Source organism: Ciceribacter lividus (assembly GCF_003337715.1).
GTDB classification, from domain to species: domain Bacteria; phylum Pseudomonadota; class Alphaproteobacteria; order Rhizobiales; family Rhizobiaceae; genus Allorhizobium; species Allorhizobium lividum.
The window spans coordinates 544,657-562,278 of record NZ_QPIX01000001.1 but is presented as its reverse complement, the minus strand read 5'-3'; the positions used below and the strand labels follow the sequence as shown (position 1 = coordinate 562,278).

Here is a 17,622-nt window from a genome sequence, read left to right as displayed (position 1 = left end):
CCCAAGGTCCTATCGAATACAACATAGCGGATATCCAGCATGAAGATTGCGCGCCGCCCCCGGTATCTCGTTTCCGTCGCGGCAATCCTCGCTCTCCTGAGCAGCCAGGCGACCGCCGAGACGATCGTCCACAAGACGGTCAGCTATTTCCAGATCGGCGGCACGACCGCCCAGGATCTCGACCGCGAACTGGAGCGGCGGGGTCCCTACACGATGTCGACGGGCGCCCGCCATCCCGGCGCCACGCGCATCCGTTTCGGCGGAGACGTGACCTATGTCGAATCCGGCGGCCGTTGCCGCGTCGGCTCCGCCAAGGTGACGCTGAAGACCCAGCTCGTCCTGCCGAAATGGAAAAACCGCAAGCGCGCCGGGAAGGACCTCGCGCTGATCTGGGATGCGCTTTCCAGTGATATCCGCCGACATGAGGAGCGGCACGCGGAAATCGCCCGTCAATACGCACGCAAGCTGGAAACGAGCCTGAAAGGCCTGCGCCCGCAGGGCAATTGCCTGGCCATGGAGATCAAGGTCGCCGAAACCACCGACCGGATCATCAACGCCCATGACAAGGACCAGTTGCGGTTCGACCGCGTCGAGGCAGCGAATTTCGAGAAGCGGATGATTCGCATCCTCAACTACCGATCGAAGCGGTAACCCTGACGCTTTCGGCCGTCCGCGCGCCCTTCACCGTCCAAAAAAGCCTGATTTTCCCCGTCAAACTTGAGTGGAACTTGCGTTTCACCCTGTGAATAACCTGCTATTTCTAACAGTAGAACTTGCTAAAGAACAGAATTATACGTGTGATCAAAGAGAGTTTATCCGGCCAGATTCGGGTCTGTCAGGTTCTCCCCGGCGCATCTTCGGGTAGCAGGTGTCTCCTCCCTCGCCTGTTGGCGGTGCGCCCCCCTTGCCTCGCTCCTCGACGCACGACGAGCGAGGCTTTTTTTTGTCTGCTGCTCAGCCCTGACGCTCGGGAACCTTCACGACGAGACCATCGAGCGCCGGCGTCACCTTGATCTGACAGGAGAGGCGCGAGTTCGGCTGAACGTCGACGGCGAAGTCGAGCATATCCTCTTCCATGGCCGAAGGTGCCCCAACCGCCTCGGTCCAAGCCTCGTCGACATAGACGTGACAGGTCGCGCAGGCGCAGGCGCCGCCGCACTCTGCCTCGATGCCGGGGACGGAATTGCGCACCGCGTTCTCCATCACGGTGGAGCCGTCGGCGGCATCGATTTCGAAACGCGTGCCGTCGAACGCGATGATGTTCAGCTTGGTCATGGGGGCATCCAGATAGACTATTGAAAGACGGCCGAAGTCATTCACGAAAATCCCGAACCAGTCAACATTTCCGGGCCGCTGGAATGGGTTCCTTCACGAGACTGTGTGTCGCACCGCCGAAATGCCGCGACGTGTGCGGCCGACTTTACGATAGTCGCTTGCGCAATGCCCCTCAGCGACAAAGGCCCGAGACGAAGTTTTCCGCTTCGATGACGCGCGAGTAGACGGATTCGATCGCATCGGTGTCCGCACCGTCTCTCTCGACCGCTTCCGCCGTCGCCGACAGCGCGAAGGCGCCGACGGCAAGGGCCGCAGCCCTCAGTCGCGCCGCCGCCGTCCTGTTGGCGGCCGCGTCGCCGCCCGGCACCAGTGATCGCAGGCATTGCCGGACCTGGCTTGCGAACGCCTGCAGGACTTCGGCTTCGGTCGCGCGGTCGGCGCGCGTCTTCGCGGCCAGATAGACGAGGTCGACCGGCCTCGCCCGCGACGGGCAGCGCCCGCCGCCCTGTCCTTCCTCCGAAGGAAGTTCCGATATCTCCGCATTTGCACTTGCCATGACGGCCACCTCCCATGCTTACACCCGGCGACGATCCTCGGTTGAAATACGGCGCCACCTGCTTAAGACGTCGCTCGTTTGGCGGGAAAACCTGTCGCTATGGTTAACATCTCCTAAATGCCCGGCATTGCAGGCTTTTCGCACGTGCTATCTGTAAAATAACTGTTAACAACAACGAGCTGTCCTGGGGATGCCGGGAGCGCTTAATTGTAACGCATACCCGAATGTGTCACTACGATACGGATATGAGGGGCATAGGCTGCAAAGCTTTGCCCGAAGGTCGGATGATGATAAGGAAGCTTTTCATCGACGCTTGAAGAAGCGGGCATTCCGGCCTTGTCTGCAAGGGGATTTCCCGTGGCGTGGCGGCAGCGGGAAGATCCCGAGTTCGGCCGATCGGTGGCCCCTGGCGAAGTTGCGAGGGCAAGGCGACCGGATCGGCCTTGTATGCGTAGCGAGGCGTAACCCTATGGCGAACAAGAAGACCAACGAGTCGATTGACGAAAGCGCCTTCCAGGCTCTCGAAGCGGCATTGCGGATCGATTTCGACGAGGAAGAGACCTCGGCGCCGCAGCTTGCAAAGAAGCCTGACGCTCGGGAGAGCAAAGTGTCCGGCAAGACCCAGCAACGCCCCGCCCCCGCCAGGAAGGCGACCCGCTCCGCGGAATTCGGTTCGGAAACCGCGCCGAAGTCGCCGGTGTTCGAACCGGCCAACGACGCTTCGCGCCGCAGCCCTGCCATGATCATGAAGTCGCTCGAAGGCGCTTCGATGCGCTCGGCGCTGCGCAATGCCGCGATCGTCTCGATCCTCTGGGTCGTCTGTGCGCTCGGGCTGGCACAACTTCTCTATGGCGACCAGCTCTGGGATACATCCGGCGCCCCCGGCACGACGGCGGTTCCCGGTCTCGTCGCCATTTTCCTCGGCACGGTCATCCCCGTTCTGCTGATCTTCGCCTTCTCGATCATGATGGCGCGCGCCCGTGACCTGCGCAACGTCGCCCGGTCGATGGCCGAAGTCGCCCTTCGTCTTTCCGAGCCGGAGACGATCGCCTCCGAGCGCATCATGACCGTCGGCCAGGCTGTTCGCCGGGAAGTCTCGGCGATGAACGAGGGCATCGAACGCACGATCGCACGGGCGACCGAACTCGAAACCCTCGTCCACTCCGAAGTGACGGCACTCGAGCGCAGCTATACCGACAACGAATTGCGGGTACGCGGCCTCGTCCAGGAACTGAGCGCCGAGCGCGATGCGATCGTCAACCACGCCGAGCGCATCCGCAGCTCGATCGTCGGCGCTCACGAACAGCTGAAGGAAGAGCTTTCGCTGGCGACCGAGGAGATCTCCGTCCGTCTTGCGACCTCCGGCGAGGCCTTCGCCTCCCTGATCGACACGCGCGCGGCAGCGCTGATGGAGAAGTCCGACGCGGCGGCAACGTCGTTGGGCACGCTCCTTTCGAACAAGACCGAAAACCTCGTGCAGACGCTGTCGGCCTCCGGCATTTCGCTCGCCAGCGAATTCGACACGCGCCTGCAGCAATTGACCAGCACGCTCGCGCAGCGCGGCCAGGACCTGCTCGGCGAATTCGAGACTCGTGCCTCGTCGCTCGACACCAACACCGAGAAGCTGAACGCCGCCCTCAACGAACGAGCCCGCCAGCTCAACGAAACGCTCGTCGAGCGCACCCGCGAGATCGCCGAGAGCCTGACGAGCGGCGAGCGCGGCATCACCAGCTCGCTCGACGACGTTCTCGGCAAGCTCAACACCACCCTCGACGAAAAGGGCGCGAACTTCCGCCGGAGCCTGCAGTCCAGCGCCGACGACGCGATCGTCGACCTCGACCTGCGTTCGGGCCTGTTCGAGGACCGCCTCCAGGCGACCGTCGGCCAGATCAACGCGGCCTTCGACGAGCGCGTCGCGGAGTTTGCAAGCGCCTTCGACCAGCGCGCCGGCAGCCTTGACAGCAAGCTCATGGAGAGCCTCGCCCGGATCAACGAGACCGTCAGCGGCGGCACCGACGCGATCGACGGCATTCTCAACTCCAGCATCGAGCGCCTCGGCTCCACCCTGACGGATCAGTCCTTCGCGCTCGCGACGGCAATCGGCACCGGCCAGGAACTGATGGACGACGCCCTCGCCGGTCGCGCCAAGGAAATCGCCGATGCGTTGGCCAGCAAGGCCCAGGCGCTCGACGAGACGCTGAAGGCCGCGCAGAGCCGGATCGACGCGATCATGGAGGAGCGCAGCGGCGCACTTTACAACGCCCTCGCCTCCAACCAGACTCGTTTCGAGGACACGCTTTCGAGCCGCGCCGAATCCGTCATCAACGCACTCGCCGGCAACCAGGATCGCTTCGCCGAAACGCTGGAAAACCGTGGCCGCGAGATCGCCGAGGTTCTTTCGGAAGGTCAGCAGCGCCTCGATCAGGTTCTCGACGGTCGCGCCGAAGCATTGATGAGTGCGATTTCCGGCACCGAGAACCGCCTCGCTTCGACGCTCGAGGACAAGACCCATCAGATCGCCGCCGCTCTTTCAGAAGGCCAGCAGCGCTTGGATCAGACACTCGACGGACGCGCCGAAGCCCTCGTCGATGCGATCTCCGGCACCGAAAGCCGCCTCGCCTCCACGATCGAAGACAAGACGCACCAGATCGCAGCCGCCCTTTCGGAAGGTCGTCTGCGGCTCGACCAGACCCTCTCCGGTCGCGCGGATGCCATCGTCGACGCCATCTCGGGCACGGAAGATCGCCTGTCGAGCGTTCTCGACCGCAGGGCGGCCGCGATCACCGAAGCGGTGGCCGATGCCGACCGGCAGATCGAGGCGACCTTCGCCGACAAGGCAGAGGCGATCCGCAGCGCCTACGCGGACAACCAGCAGCGGCTCGACGAATCCCTCCTCCGCCATGCCGAGCACCTCGCCTCCACCCTCGGCGGCAGCAGCAGCCGCGTTGAACGCGCGATCGAAGATGGCGCCACCCGTATCTCCGACAGTGTTGTCACTGGTGTGGCACGCCTCGACAATGCGCTCGGCGAGAACCACGATCGCATTCGCGCGACCCTCGAGGACCGCACCAATTCGATCAGCCTCACCCTGCGGGAAGCCCGCGAGCAGATCGAGAACACGCTCGTCGAACAGGGCACGTCCTTCGGCGCATCCATCGCGGCGAGCACCGGCATGCTCGAAATGTCGCTGGAGGAGCAGGAAGCATCCCTGCGCCGCACCATCGACGAAAGCGGCAAGGCTCTCGAAGAGCGGCTCCGCGGGACAGCGGGGTCGATCGCGGGCCAGTTCAGCGAAGCCGCCGGCGAGATCACCAGGACGGCTGCCGACTTCTCCGATCGCGTCGAACGCTCGGTCGGTGGCATGACCGCCCGCCTGGACGAGACCAGCAGCAAGATCGAGACCAGCCTCGGCACGCTGGAGGATCGCATCCGTGACGGCCTCGACGGCGTCGACAGCCGCGTGGGCGATGCCGGCGAGAAGTTCGCTGCGCAGCTCTCGGAAAAGATCGAGGACATGGAGCGGGTCGGTTCGCAGGCCGCGGAGCGCGTATCGCGCGTGCTGGAGGAAGGCACGAACCGCGTCGCGGAATCCTTCGACAGCCGTACCGCGGTCATCGACGACCGCCTGTCGACCATGGACCGCGCCCTGAACATCGGTCTCGATGCTGTCAACCGGACGATCGAAGGCAAGGCGGCCGGCCTTGCCGCCGCCCTGCGCAGCGCCGTCGGGGAGGCCGCACAGGCCCTCGACACCGAAGCCATGCGCTCCGTCGAGCTCCTCAACCGCTCCGGCGCCGACTTCGCCGACACGATCGGCGCCCGCAGCGCCGAGTTCAGCCGTGCCGTCGAAGAACGCTCGGAAGACCTCGCGAACCGTATCGAGGAAACCCAGAACCGCCTCGCCGGACAGGCCGCGTCGGTCGCCCGCACGTTCTCCGAGGCAGGCGATGCGATCGCCGGCAAGATCGCGGAAGCCGAGGCGATCGTCGACACGCGGATCGCCTCGCTTGCCGATACGCTCGCCGATGCGGGCAGCACGCTCGAAGCGCGCGCTGCCGCCATCCGTGAAGCCCTCGCCGGCAACACCGAAGAACTCGCGACCACGATGGATTCCGTCGAGAAGGCGCTGGAAGCACGCGGCAACTCGATCCGCACCGTCCTCGACGAGCGGACCCGCGAACTGAACTCGATGCTCGCCGGCCGCTCTGCAGAGCTGTCTCGCATCATCGACGAGAAGGCCCTGCCCGTCATCGCCGACTATGCCGAGACCGGACGCGCCGCCGCCGAGCGGATCACCGAGGCCGCCCGCGAAAGCGCGGAACGGCTGCGCGCGGAAAACGGCGTCGTGCTCAATGCCCTGACCGAGCGCGCGGAGCTTGCCGCCCAGACACTCGGCGCCGTGGAGGCAAGCCTTGCCGAAAAGGCCGGCACGCTCATCGACCGGCTTGCCGAGAGCAACTCCGGGCTCACCGAAATGGTCGAACAGGCAGCGTCGAACATCGCCGCCGCCGACGAGCGCTTCGGCCAGACGACCGCGCGCTTCATCGACACGACCGCGCAAGCCGCCGACCTCCTGCAGACGTCGGGCCGGCTGCTCGAAGGCAAGCTCGAAAAGCTCGCCTCCGTCTCCGACCAGACGCTCTCTCAGGTTTCCTCGATCGTCGGCCGCTTCGGCGAACACTCGAGGGTGCTGAGCCAAGCCTCCGAGCTTCTCGGTGCTGCGCAGTCGAACCTCGTCGGTACGCTGGAGGAACGCCAGCAGGCGCTGCGCGACCTCGCGGTCGGTCTCGTCAAGCGTTCGGAAGAGATCGAGACGACGATGCACGGCCTCGGCTCCATGGTCGAATCCGCCTTCGAACGCGCCGAACAGCGTTCCGGTCAGGTTGCAGGCAACCTGCGCCAGAGCATCCAGTCCTCCTTCGCCGATATCGGCAAGATCCTGTCCGACACCGAGAAGCAGGCCCAGTCGACAGCTACCAACATGCGCGACGCGTTGCTCTCGGCCGGCGAGGAAGCCAACAAGTCGATCGAGAAGACGCTCTCGGAAGCCGAACAGCGCTCCGGCGAGCTGGCCGACCGCCTGCGTGGCGGGCTCTCCGCCTCGCTCGGTGACGTAGAACGGCTGCTCGGCGAAGCCGGCCGCAAGTCGGATGGTGCCGCGAACCACCTGCGGGAGGTCATGCGCCAGGCCGTCGAGGAGGCGGTTACCCGCTTCTCCGGCGCCACCGACGAGATCCGCCGATCGGCCCAGGACATCCGCAAGGAACTCGATGCGACCCGCGGCGAACTGAAGCGCGGCGCCTTCGATCTTCCGGAAGAAGCCAAGGAGAGCGCGGCTGCGATGCGCCGGGCGGTGGCCGAACAGATCAAGGCGCTGCAGGACATTTCGCAGCTCGTCGGCCGGTCCACCCAGCAGCTCGAGATCGCCGAACCCGTCGCGCGCAAGGCCGTGGAGACGCGTCCGTCCGAGCCGCCGCGGAAGGCCGCCGCCCCCGCAGCGACGCCTGCCGTCATTCCCGGGCCGCAGCCGGTGCCGCAGCGCCCGGTCGAAGCCCCTGCCCTTCGCGGCAGCTTCGGGCTGGAGCAAAAGCCCGTCGCCTCGACGACGCCGGCGAGGCAGGAGACCGGAGGCTGGATCAGCGACCTGCTGCGCGGTGCTTCCCGTGAGGAGCAGGAGCCGAGCGGGCTGCAGAGCCGCGGCGTCCCGCCGAAGGCCTCCGAGCCGGCGGCGGCACCGCGCGCGACAGACGGCCGCAACCCGCGCCACATGGTGGAATCGCTGAACTCGCTTTCGGTCGATATCGCCCGCGCCATCGACCACGACGCCTCGGTCGAGCTGTGGCGGCGCTATCAGCGCGGCGAGCGCGACGTCTTCACCCGGCGGCTCTACACGCTGAAGGGCCAGCAGACCTTCGACGAGATCAAGCGCAAGTACGACCGCGAGCCGGAATTCCGCGTCGCCGTCGACCGCTACATCGCCGACTTCGAGAAGCTGCTCGCAGACGTCGCCCGCACCGACCGGGACAAGACGGTCACCCAGTCCTACCTGACCTCGGATACGGGCAAGGTCTACACGATGCTCGCCCACGCCGCCGGTCGCTTCGGCTGAGCGGCACGAGAACGCGACAAACGAAAGCCCCGGAATGGTGAGCGCCATTCCGGGGCTTTTTCATTTCCGACGAGCGGAAGAATGTCAGAGCCGTGCCAGCGTCCAGGCGACCATCTCGCCCGTGACCTGCGCAAAGGCACGGTCGAGAGCGCGGACATAGGACGGGCTCGACACGCCCGCCGCAGGCACGCTTGCGGAGAACACCTTCTGGGCCTTCACAGTGCCGTTGCGGTCGTTAACCAGCTTCAGGGATATCTCGACGACGGCGCGGTCGCTGCCCGTGGTGTCGATCTCGAAGGCGCGGATGTCCGTGACGAGCTGATAGTCGATCGCCAGCCCCTGCCCCGGTTTGCCGACGCCGCCGATCCGGCCGGTGTTTTCGAACGCCTCGACGAGCTTTGACTGCACCATGCGCGGAAGGCGGTCGCTCCACTGCGATTTCGCCAGATACTGGATCTCGGAAGCCGAGACGCGAACCATGATCTGATCGCTGTCCAGCGCCTTCAGCGCGGAGGGATCGGCAATCAGAATCTGTCGCTTCTTCGCCTGAGCCCTGGTCTCGACGGTCGCCGCCACCGACAGGTCGAACGTGTCGTTCTTCGCCGGCGCGGTTCCGCAGCCGGCAAGCCCCGCAGCCACCAGAGGCAGAACCACCGCGCCCCGTAGAAGGCGCCGCCTGCGCAAATCGAATTCCGATTCTCCCATGCCCACCTTGTCCCTTCCGGCCTTCGAACCGTCAGCGCCGAGTCCGTCCGTCGTATTGCTTGACCGTTTCCCCGCCGAAAAGCAACCTCTGCGGGTTCTTGTCGAAATTGCTGATTGCGTCGTCGAGCCCGCGGACCGTCTGGCGCGTATCGTCGACGAGCGCCTGGATGTCGCGAAGTCCGGTGTTCGAGAAGCGCGCGAAATTGTCGGCGATCGGCCCGATCCGGGCATTCAGATTGTCCGCCGCATTGCGGATGGAGACCAGCGTCTTGCGCGCCTCGACGCTCAACGAGTCGGCTTCGCCCGAGCCGAGGAAGGCATCGACCTTCTTGAGGATGCCGTCGAGCTGGTCGGAGGCGTTGTTGAGCTTGTTTCCAAGCTGCGTGAAATCGGTGATCGCCTGGTCGATATCCTCCTGGCGCGCGGTGATCTTCTCGCTGAACTGCTGGAAGTTGGCAATGGCCGCACGGGCGTCCGCGGAGGCGACCGATACGTCGTCGACCACCTTGGAGACCTTCTGCCGGTCGACCGCGGCAACGAGTTCGCGCACCTGGGCGAGCGTCTCCCCGGCGGACACCCCGAACTTCTGGAAGGTATCGGCAGTCTCCTTGAAGCTGTCGATCGCGGGACCGATCTTGTCGGATGTCTCGGCGAGGCTGCCGGTGAACTTTTCGGTATTGGCAAGAATCGTGTCGATCTTCTCCGAGTTCAGGGCCCGGAAGAGGTCTTCCGCAGCCGACAGAGTCGAATCAAGCCGGCCGGAGAGGCTGGATACCGAGTCGGAGAGATCACCGACGCTCTTGAGGAACTTGTCGATGCCGTCAGCATTGTCGGCGAGCGACTTCGAAAAGATCTCGGCATTCTTGATCGTGTTGGTGAGCGGCCCGCGTGCATCGTTGACGAAGCCCTGGAACTGGCCGATTGCGTCGTCCGCGCGCTGCAAAATCTTGTCAGCGGTCGAAAGCAGGTTGGTGACGCTCGACTGCTCGGCAACCAGCACCGCCGGCTCGCCGGTCGAAAGCTCGCGCTGCAGAATGTTCTCGCCGCCCGCTGCGGTCCCGGAGAGTTCGATATAGGCAGCCCCGGTCAGGCCCTGGATCTCGAGAACAGCCTTGGTCGACTGGGTGACCGGCGCGTCCGCCTGGACCTCGGTGTTGGCGATCGAGAACGTCGGGTCGTCCTTGTCGATGAAGAGGCTGCGCACCGTACCGACGGCAATGCCGTTGAAGCGCACCGGCGAGCCGATGCTCAGGCCGTTGGCGGAGCCCGGTATCTTGATGGTCAGCGCGGCCACGGGGCCGCCCCTGCCGTACTCGGCCATCCAGTAGACGAATCCGAATGCGGCAGCGATGACGAAAACCGTGAAAAAACCGACGATTGCGTAATTGGCTCTGGTTTCCATGGAGACCTGTCACTTCACCGGATTGTCGCCGGAATGTCCCGGCCGTGGTATGGATCGAGCCCGCTTGCCCCTGAAATAGGTCTTCACCCATTCGTCGTCGCAGGCGAGCATATCGTCTAACGTTCCTTCGACCAAGACCCGCTTCTGCCCGAGTACCGCGATGCGGTCACAGACGGAAAACAGGCTGTCCAGATCGTGCGTCACCATGTAGACCGTGAGCCCCAGCGTGTCGCGAAGCCGGGCGATCAACTCGTCGAATTCGGCCGCACCGATGGGATCAAGGCCCGACGTCGGCTCGTCGAGGAAGACGAGGTCCGGATCGAGCGCAAGCGCACGTGCGAGTGCCGCGCGCTTGGTCATGCCACCGGAAAGCTCGGAAGGATATTTGTCGGCGGCATCCCGATCGAGGCCGACCAGATTGATCTTCAGATAGGCAAGCTCGTCCATCAGCCATTGCGGCAGGTCGAGATACTCCCGCATCGGAAGCTGGATGTTCTCCTTGACGGTGAGCGCCGAAAACAGCGCGCCATGCTGGAACAGCACGCCAAGACGGGTGTCGAGGTTCATCCGCTCCGCCTCGCTCACCTTGTCGTAGTCAGCGCCAAGAATGCGGATCGTACCGGCGCGCCGCGGCAGGAGACGCAGGACGGTGCGCATCAGCACCGACTTGCCCGCGCCGGAGGCCCCGACAAAGCCGAGGATTTCGCCGCGGTAGACGTCGAGGTCCAGGTTGTCGAGAACGACCTTGTCGCCGAAGGCGACGGTGAGGCCGCGAACAGACAGGACCGTTTCCCTCTCCTGTGTCACCGGTGCTGCGGAGGCTTCGTTCATCGTGCCCTCCGTCAGAAGTCGATCGCGGCGTAGAACATGGCGAACAGCCCGTCCACGAGGATGACGACGAAGATCGACTTCACCACTGAAGTCGTCACGTGGCGACCGAGCGACTCGGCGCTTCCGCCGACCTTCATGCCTTCGACAGCCGAGACAATTCCGATGATCAGCGCCATGAAGGGTGCCTTGATCATGCCGGAGGCGACGGTCGAATAGTCGATCGCCTGGTTGAGGCGCGTCGTGAACACGTCGAAGGTGATCCCGGAATATGCCCATGCCACCAACGCCGCCCCGTAAAGGGCCGCGAAATTGGCGACGACCGTGAGCAGCGGCAGCGCCACGACCAGCGCGACCAGCCGCGGAAAGACGAGGACGCCCACGGGATTGAGGCCGATGACCTTCAGCGCGTCGATCTCCTCGCGCATCTTCATCGAGCCGATCTCGGCGGTGATCGCGCTTCCCGAGCGACCGGCGATCATGATCGCCGTCAGCAACACGCCGATCTCGCGCAGCTGCAGGATGCCGACGAGGTCGACCACGAAGATTTCGGCCCCGAAGTAGCGCAGCTGGAAGGCCCCCTGCTGGGCGATGATCGCGCCGATCAGGAAGGACATCAGCACGATGATCGGAACGGCGCGAACCCCCATATGGTCGAGCTGGTTGACCACGGAAGCCGGCGACACGCCCGACCCGCGGCCGAGCTTCATCTGCGCGCCCCGAACGGCCGAGCCGAGCACATACATCATCGCGACCGTGTCCTGCCAGAGGTGCGCCATCATGACGCCGACAGGCCCGAAAGCCCGGATGAAGAGCGGCTCCTTTTCCTCGGCGTGATGCGGTGCCTCCACCGTCTCGGGCAAAGCCCGGATGAGTTCCTGCATGGCCGCAGTGCCGCCCGTAAGACTGACCGTGCTTCCCCCTGCCTCGCGGCCCGTGACGATGCGTCGGACGAGCCAGGCCCCCGCCGTGTCCATCCCGTCGATGCCCGAGAGGTCGAGTTCGACCGGGGCACCTCCGTCGGAGCCCAGGCGCTCGATGCTCGGCAATACGCCGGCGAGCGTGTTGTTGCACCAGGTCCCGGACAGGATCAGCCGCCGCCCGCCGCCCGGCAGGCCGCCTTCCTCGATGGCAGCGGTTCCTGGATGATCATTCAAGGTCAGACGTCTCTCACAGGCTGACGGTTCTCGTGCGAAGATTCGCGACTGCAACGGGCTTACACCACATGAGGCGGCAGTATAACCTGAGGTGCCCTCATTGGAATCCGTATCGCGGAGTTTGACGGCCTGCGTAGCCGCGAAACCACATCTTTCTCAGAGAACCCGGCCTGTCAGTGTCCGACGGAAGGCACCAGAGCGGCTTCCGCGTCTGCTTCGGCCGGTTTTGCGACACGGAGCGGGATCGCAAGCGTGTTCGCGGCACGGGTGATTCCCTTGGCCGTCGGTGTCTGGATCAGATGATCCCAGGAGATGAGTTCGAAACGGCCGTCGTGATGCTCGGCGATCGCCGTGCAACTTTCCACCCAGTCTCCGGTGTTGATGTAGCGAATGCCATCGATCTCGTCCATCACCGCATGATGGATATGCCCGCAGATCACGCCGTCGACGCCGTTGCGGCGCGCCTCCTCGACAACCACCTTCTGGAACTCGCCGATGAAGTTCACCGCCTGCTTCACCTGCAGTTTCGCCCAGGCGGAGAATGACCAGTAGGGCATTCCGAGACGGCGCCGGACGGCCGCCAGGAGAATGTTGATGGCGATCGCCGTGTCGTAGGCCCAGTCGCCGAGATAGGCGAGAAGTCGTGCGTTGCGAACCACCACGTCGAATTCGTCACCATGGAGCACCAGGTATTTCTTGCCGTCCGCCGCCTCGTGGACGATGCGCTCCGCCACCTCGATGCCGCCGAAATGGCTGCCAGGGAAACCGCGCAGGAATTCGTCGTGATTGCCGGGAATGTAGATGATCCGCGTCCCCTTGCGTGCCTTGCGCAACAGCTTCTGCACCACGTCATTGCAGTCCTGCGGCCAGTACCAGCTGCGCTTCAGCCGCCATCCGTCGACGATATCACCGACCAGCACGATCGTCTCGGCCTCGTGGTACCGGAGAAAATCGATCAGGAAGTCGGCCTTCGCGGCCTTCGAGCCGAGATGCACGTCCGAAATGAAGAGCGTCCGGAATTGGCGGGTATCCGCGTGTGTACTCACGAGGGTCATCCTCTGGGTATTGGCGTTATCAGCCTCTAAAACCAGAGTCTTGTTTCAGCTTGATGACATGCGTGGGGGATTGAACGCCCGCAAAGGCCGTCGTTCCGGCATGGCGCATTCAGTCGGAAAGCGGCGGTAGCTTCCGGGTCGCGATCGCTCTCGCTTCCTGCCGATCCACCCCGAGCGCCGCCAGCAGCAGTTCCGCCGCCTCGCTGCCGGCCTCCCGCCAGGTCTTGTGCCCCTCCTGGACGAGAAGCATGGCGGCAAGCGTGGTGCCGCCGATCATCGCCACAACCGACGTGACGTGCTCCTGCGGCACGACGTAGCGCCCCTGCTCGATCCCCTTCAGGATGTCCGCCGTCGAGGAGCCGGTCAGCAATCCATGCAGCGCGCGGTTGGTGAAACTGAAGCGGACGAGGAAACGTCCCCAATGCGGCTCTTCATGGGCTCGCCGAATGAACAGGCGGACTCCGCAGGCCAGCCGCAAAGCAGGGTCAGTGAGGTCGGCCATGCTCGCCACCACCCGGTCCTGCATCTCCCGCGCGAGGTCACCGGCGATATCCTCGAAGAGCGCACCTGGATCGGGAATGGTGTTGTAGACGGTGCCACGCGCGACACCGGCCTCGTCCGCCAGCTCGCTGACGGTGACCCGATCACCACCCTTCCTGGCAAAGAGGCAGATCGCCGCATCACGGATCCGGGTTTTGATACTCAAGACGTCCTTCCTTTCGACGCTCCCCTGCTCCCGTAAAATTGCAGGAATTCCGGCTGCGTCAATTCATCTCGTTCTTTCTATCGCATTGCCGTTGAAATTTGAACATTGATGTTCAATATAAGACTTGCAAGTTCACTTAACGGCGCGCGGATCCTCCGCGGCGGCCGACACCAGGAGCCAAGAAAATGAAAAAGATTGTCCTCGCCACGTTCGTCGCCGCAGTCCTCGCCGGCTGCTCGCAGACCACCGGCTCGATCGAGAAGACAGAAGCCTGCCAGCAGACGGCGGACGGCAAGTGCGCCACCTCCAGATACGGCATGGGCCCGACCTCGCTGCCGCCGCTCTTCACGCCGGGTATCTAAGAAGCGACAGGGAGGCGCCGGAGAGCGTCCGAAGACACTTCCCCCCGAGGACTTTTCGTGTATTCAGGAGTCTCGACTTTAGAGACATATGTTAGTGGGCACGATGAATTCTCAGGACAAGACGAAGCCGCAACCGGCCTCCGGCGATCTCGACGAGCAGGCGCTCTTCTACCATCGCTATCCGCGACCGGGGAAACTCGAAATCCAGGCGACCAAGCCGCTCGGCAACCAGCGCGACCTGGCACTCGCCTATTCCCCGGGCGTGGCGGCGCCGTGCCTCGCCATCCGTGACGAGCCGGATACAGCCTTCGATTACACCGCGCGCGGCAATCTCGTCGCCGTGGTTTCGAACGGCACCGCGGTGCTCGGGCTCGGCAATATCGGCCCGCTCGCCTCGAAGCCGGTGATGGAAGGCAAGGCCGTCCTGTTCAAGAAGTTCGCCGGCATCGACGTCTTCGACATCGAGATCAGCGCCCCGGCGGTCGACGAGATGATCTCGACCATCTCCGCGCTCGAGCCGACCTTCGGCGGCATCAATCTCGAGGATATCAAGGCGCCGGAATGCTTCGAGGTGGAGCAGCAGCTCCGCGAGAAGATGAACATTCCCGTCTTCCACGACGACCAGCACGGCACCGCGATCATCGTCGCCGCGGCAATCCTCAACGGGCTCGATCTCGCCGGCAAGAAGATCGAGGACGTCAAGATCGTCGCCTCGGGCGCCGGCGCGGCAGCACTCGCCTGTCTCAATCTTCTCGTCACGCTCGGCGCCCGCCGCGAAAACATCTGGGTCCACGACATCGAAGGTCTGGTCTATGTCGGCCGCGAAGCCCTGATGGACCGCTGGAAGTCCGTCTACGCCCAACCGTCAGACAAGCGCACGCTGTCGGAATCGATCGAAGGCGCGGATGTCTTCCTCGGCCTGTCGGCCGCCGGCGTCCTGAAGCCGGAGCTCCTCGCCCGCATGGCGGAGAAGCCGCTGATCATGGCGCTCGCCAACCCGACGCCGGAAATCATGCCGGATCTCGCACGTGCGGCGCGCCCGGACGCCATGATCTGCACCGGCCGTTCGGACTTCCCGAACCAGGTGAACAACGTTCTCTGCTTCCCCTACATCTTCCGCGGCGCGCTCGATTGCGGCGCCACGACCATCAACGAAGAGATGAAAATGGCGGCCGTGCGCGCGATCGCCGCGCTCGCCCGGGAAGAGGTGTCGGAAGTGGCGGCGAAGGCCTATTCCGGTGAATCGCCGACCTTCGGCCCGAACTACCTCATCCCCTCGCCCTTCGATCCCCGCCTGATCCTGCGCATCGCTCCGGCAGTTGCGAGGGCAGCGGCCGAAAGCGGTGTCGCCCGCCGCCCTATCGCCGATTTCGACACCTATCTCGACCAGCTCAATCGCTTCGTCTTCCGCTCCGGCTTCGTCATGAAGCCGATCTTCACGGCGGCCAAGAAGGCGCCGGCCAAGCGCGTCATATTCGCCGAAGGCGAGGACGAGCGTGTGCTGCGCGCCGCCCAGGTGCTGCTCGAGGAAGGGATCGGCCAGCCGATCCTGATCGGCCGCCCGCCGATCATCGAGAACCGCCTCCAGCGCTTCGGGCTGCGCATTCGCCCCGGCACCGACTTCGAGGTGGTCAATCCGGAAGACGATCCGCGCTACCGCGACTATGTCGAGGAATATTTCGGGCTCGTCGGACGTGCCGGCATCAACCCGGAAGCCGCCCGCACGATCGTTCGCACCAACAACACGGTCATCGGCGCGCTCGCGGTTCGCCGCGGTGATGCCGATGCGCTGATCTGCGGAGTCGAGGGCCGTTTCGACCGGCATTTGCGCGACGTCGGCCAGATCATCGGCAAGAAGCCGGGCGTCTGCGCCTTCTCGGGCCTCAGCCTGCTGATTTCCCAGCGCGGCGCGATCTTCTTCACCGACACCTTCGTGACCTACAACCCGACGGCCGCGGAAATCGCCGAAACGACGGTGCTTGCCGCAAACGAGATCCGCCGCTTCGGGATCACCCCGAAAGCGGCCCTTCTCACCCACTCGAACTTCGGCTCGCGCGATTCCGAAAGTGCCCGCAAGATGCGGGAGGCCCTGCGCCTGATCCGCGAGCGGGCTCCCGACCTCGAGGTCGACGGCGAGATGCAGGGCGGTTCGGCGCTCTCGGAAGCATTGCGCAAGCGCGCCATGCCCGACAGCACGCTCACCGGTGAAGCCAATCTCCTGGTCTTCCCGAATCTCGATGCCGCCAACATCTCGCTCGGCCTCGTGCGCACCATGATGGACGCACTTCACGTCGGCCCAATCCTGTTGGGTGCCGCCCTTCCTGCCCACGTGCTCTCGACGTCGGTCACCTCGCGCGGCGTCGTCAACATGGCCGCGCTCGCCGTCGTGGAAGCCACCCAGCCCGCGTGACGATAACGCCCGTCGCGTCGGCACTGCCCTCGCGACGGATGCTCCCTGCATCAACGAACGGGCACAGTCAGACCTCCTCCCGCGCATGAAAAATGCGCTGGACAAGCCATTTGTGCTGGACGATCCTATCCCATAGATTTGTCAGGGTCAGATAATGATTAACCAGAAGGGTTATTTTGACCTGCTGGACTGGCTGGAAAGCGAAGAGGTCGTTCGACCGCAGCCGTTTTTCAAAAGGATGCAGGCTGAGTTCGGTATCTCGAACATCCTCTACATCGATGCCATCCCTGCTGCGACCGGTGTAAGGTTGCATCGTATCCACCACACCTATGCACCGCATGTGGTCCGGGCCGTCACCGCGCTCGGTCCGCACGTCCTGACCCCGCTGCTCAAGCACGCACTCACCTCGGTGCGACCGCTCGACTGGTCCATGCTGCCGGAAACGATTCCGAGCGCACAACTCCTGTTGTCCGTCGCACGCGAACTTTCTCTCTCCACCACCGGCGTCTGCTATCCGCTCGCCTCCCGCGAGGGCCACGCGGCCCTTTTCGCGATCAACGTCGCGGACGCACGTGACTGGCGTCAGTTTCGTCGCCACTGCGACCGCGACGTTCACGCTCTCGCGGCGAAGTTCCACGCAGCGGTGCTGGAAACGGCCGACGAAGGCCGGCATCGCGAGAGCATGCGCTCCATTCTGACCGGCAGGGAAAAGGAAGCGCTGACCTGGGCAGCCGCCGGGAAGAGCTACTGGGAGATCGCCGTCATCCTCGGCATCTCGGAGCGCACCGTCCGCTATTTCATGTCGAACGCCCGACGAAAACTGAACGTCGTGAGCAATACGCAGGCCGTCGCCGAGGCGGTCTGGCAGGGCCTTATCTCCGGGCCCGACAACCGTTCTGAATAGAGTTCGCGCCGACCGCACGTTCTACATCCGGTCCCGACACTGCACGATGGGCAAGCGAGAATAATCGCAAATTGCAATGACTTAAACTGTCCCTACCGCCAGTTTCAATTTCTAGATGAAAAAGCGAACGTTTCTCCCTGACCTTAGAAGGGA

At 64.2% G+C, this 17,622-nt stretch carries 13 protein-coding genes; 5 read left to right on the top strand and 8 right to left on the bottom strand.

All coding sequences use genetic code 11. The annotated features are described in order from the left end of the window. Positions 1–39 precede the first annotated feature (39 nt). On the top strand, positions 40–651 hold the full coding sequence (locus tag DFR48_RS02700) for a DUF922 domain-containing Zn-dependent protease (protein WP_114361580.1): 612 nt from the start codon (positions 40–42) through the stop codon (positions 649–651). A 303-nt stretch (positions 652–954) separates the two neighbouring features. Here the strand turns inward: DFR48_RS02700 and DFR48_RS02695 are convergent, their stop codons facing one another. Continuing rightward, a complete protein-coding gene (locus DFR48_RS02695) occupies positions 955–1,275 on the bottom strand; it encodes a 2Fe-2S iron-sulfur cluster-binding protein (protein ID WP_112685344.1) in 321 nt (106 codons plus the stop codon). Positions 1,276–1,447: 172 nt separating this feature from the next. Beyond that, positions 1,448–1,831, bottom strand: a complete 384-nt coding sequence (locus tag DFR48_RS02690) for an Hpt domain-containing protein (protein WP_114361579.1) — start codon at positions 1,829–1,831, stop codon at positions 1,448–1,450. A gap of 469 nt (positions 1,832–2,300) precedes the next feature. Here DFR48_RS02690 and DFR48_RS02685 point away from each other — a divergent pair, with 469 nt between their 5' ends. After that, positions 2,301–7,940 (top strand): apolipoprotein A-IV repeat region-like domain-containing protein, encoded by a 5,640-nt coding sequence (locus DFR48_RS02685; protein WP_114361578.1) that lies wholly within the window; start codon positions 2,301–2,303, stop codon positions 7,938–7,940. A gap of 84 nt (positions 7,941–8,024) precedes the next feature. On the opposite strand, the gene DFR48_RS02680 is transcribed toward DFR48_RS02685, so the two are convergent. The 6 genes from DFR48_RS02680 to DFR48_RS02655 all read right to left on the bottom strand — a co-directional run bounded on the left by DFR48_RS02680 (position 8,025) and on the right by DFR48_RS02655 (position 13,793). Continuing rightward, the gene (locus tag DFR48_RS02680) at positions 8,025–8,645 is read right to left on the bottom strand and encodes an ABC-type transport auxiliary lipoprotein family protein (protein ID WP_114361577.1); all 621 of its coding nucleotides are present in this window, start codon (positions 8,643–8,645) and stop codon (positions 8,025–8,027) included. A gap of 31 nt (positions 8,646–8,676) precedes the next feature. Further along, a complete protein-coding gene (locus DFR48_RS02675) occupies positions 8,677–10,047 on the bottom strand; it encodes an MlaD family protein (protein ID WP_114361576.1) in 1,371 nt (456 codons plus the stop codon). 9 nt (positions 10,048–10,056) lie between these two features. Then, positions 10,057–10,878, bottom strand: coding sequence for an ABC transporter ATP-binding protein (locus DFR48_RS02670; RefSeq protein ID WP_114361575.1), 822 nt, complete (start codon positions 10,876–10,878; stop codon positions 10,057–10,059). Positions 10,879–10,889: 11 nt separating this feature from the next. Continuing rightward, positions 10,890–12,038: an ABC transporter permease gene (locus DFR48_RS02665; protein WP_425359232.1), complete on the bottom strand. Its 1,149-nt coding sequence runs from the start codon at positions 12,036–12,038 to the stop codon at positions 10,890–10,892. Positions 12,039–12,205: 167 nt separating this feature from the next. Beyond that, entirely contained in the window at positions 12,206–13,087 is an 882-nt protein-coding gene (locus tag DFR48_RS02660; RefSeq protein ID WP_114361574.1) for a UDP-2,3-diacylglucosamine diphosphatase, read from the bottom strand. A gap of 109 nt (positions 13,088–13,196) precedes the next feature. Further along, complete coding sequence (locus tag DFR48_RS02655) at positions 13,197–13,793, bottom strand: TetR/AcrR family transcriptional regulator (protein ID WP_114361573.1); 597 nt, start codon at positions 13,791–13,793, stop codon at positions 13,197–13,199. Positions 13,794–13,978: 185 nt separating this feature from the next. Here DFR48_RS02655 and DFR48_RS21880 point away from each other — a divergent pair, with 185 nt between their 5' ends. The 3 genes from DFR48_RS21880 to DFR48_RS02645 all read left to right on the top strand — a co-directional run bounded on the left by DFR48_RS21880 (position 13,979) and on the right by DFR48_RS02645 (position 17,469). Next, complete coding sequence (locus tag DFR48_RS21880; RefSeq protein WP_170141782.1) at positions 13,979–14,155, top strand: lipoprotein; 177 nt, start codon at positions 13,979–13,981, stop codon at positions 14,153–14,155. 103 nt (positions 14,156–14,258) lie between these two features. After that, a complete protein-coding gene (locus DFR48_RS02650; protein WP_112685109.1) occupies positions 14,259–16,565 on the top strand; it encodes an NADP-dependent malic enzyme in 2,307 nt (768 codons plus the stop codon). 154 nt (positions 16,566–16,719) lie between these two features. After that, positions 16,720–17,469: a helix-turn-helix transcriptional regulator gene (locus DFR48_RS02645; RefSeq protein WP_114361572.1), complete on the top strand. Its 750-nt coding sequence runs from the start codon at positions 16,720–16,722 to the stop codon at positions 17,467–17,469. Positions 17,470–17,622 lie beyond the last annotated feature (153 nt).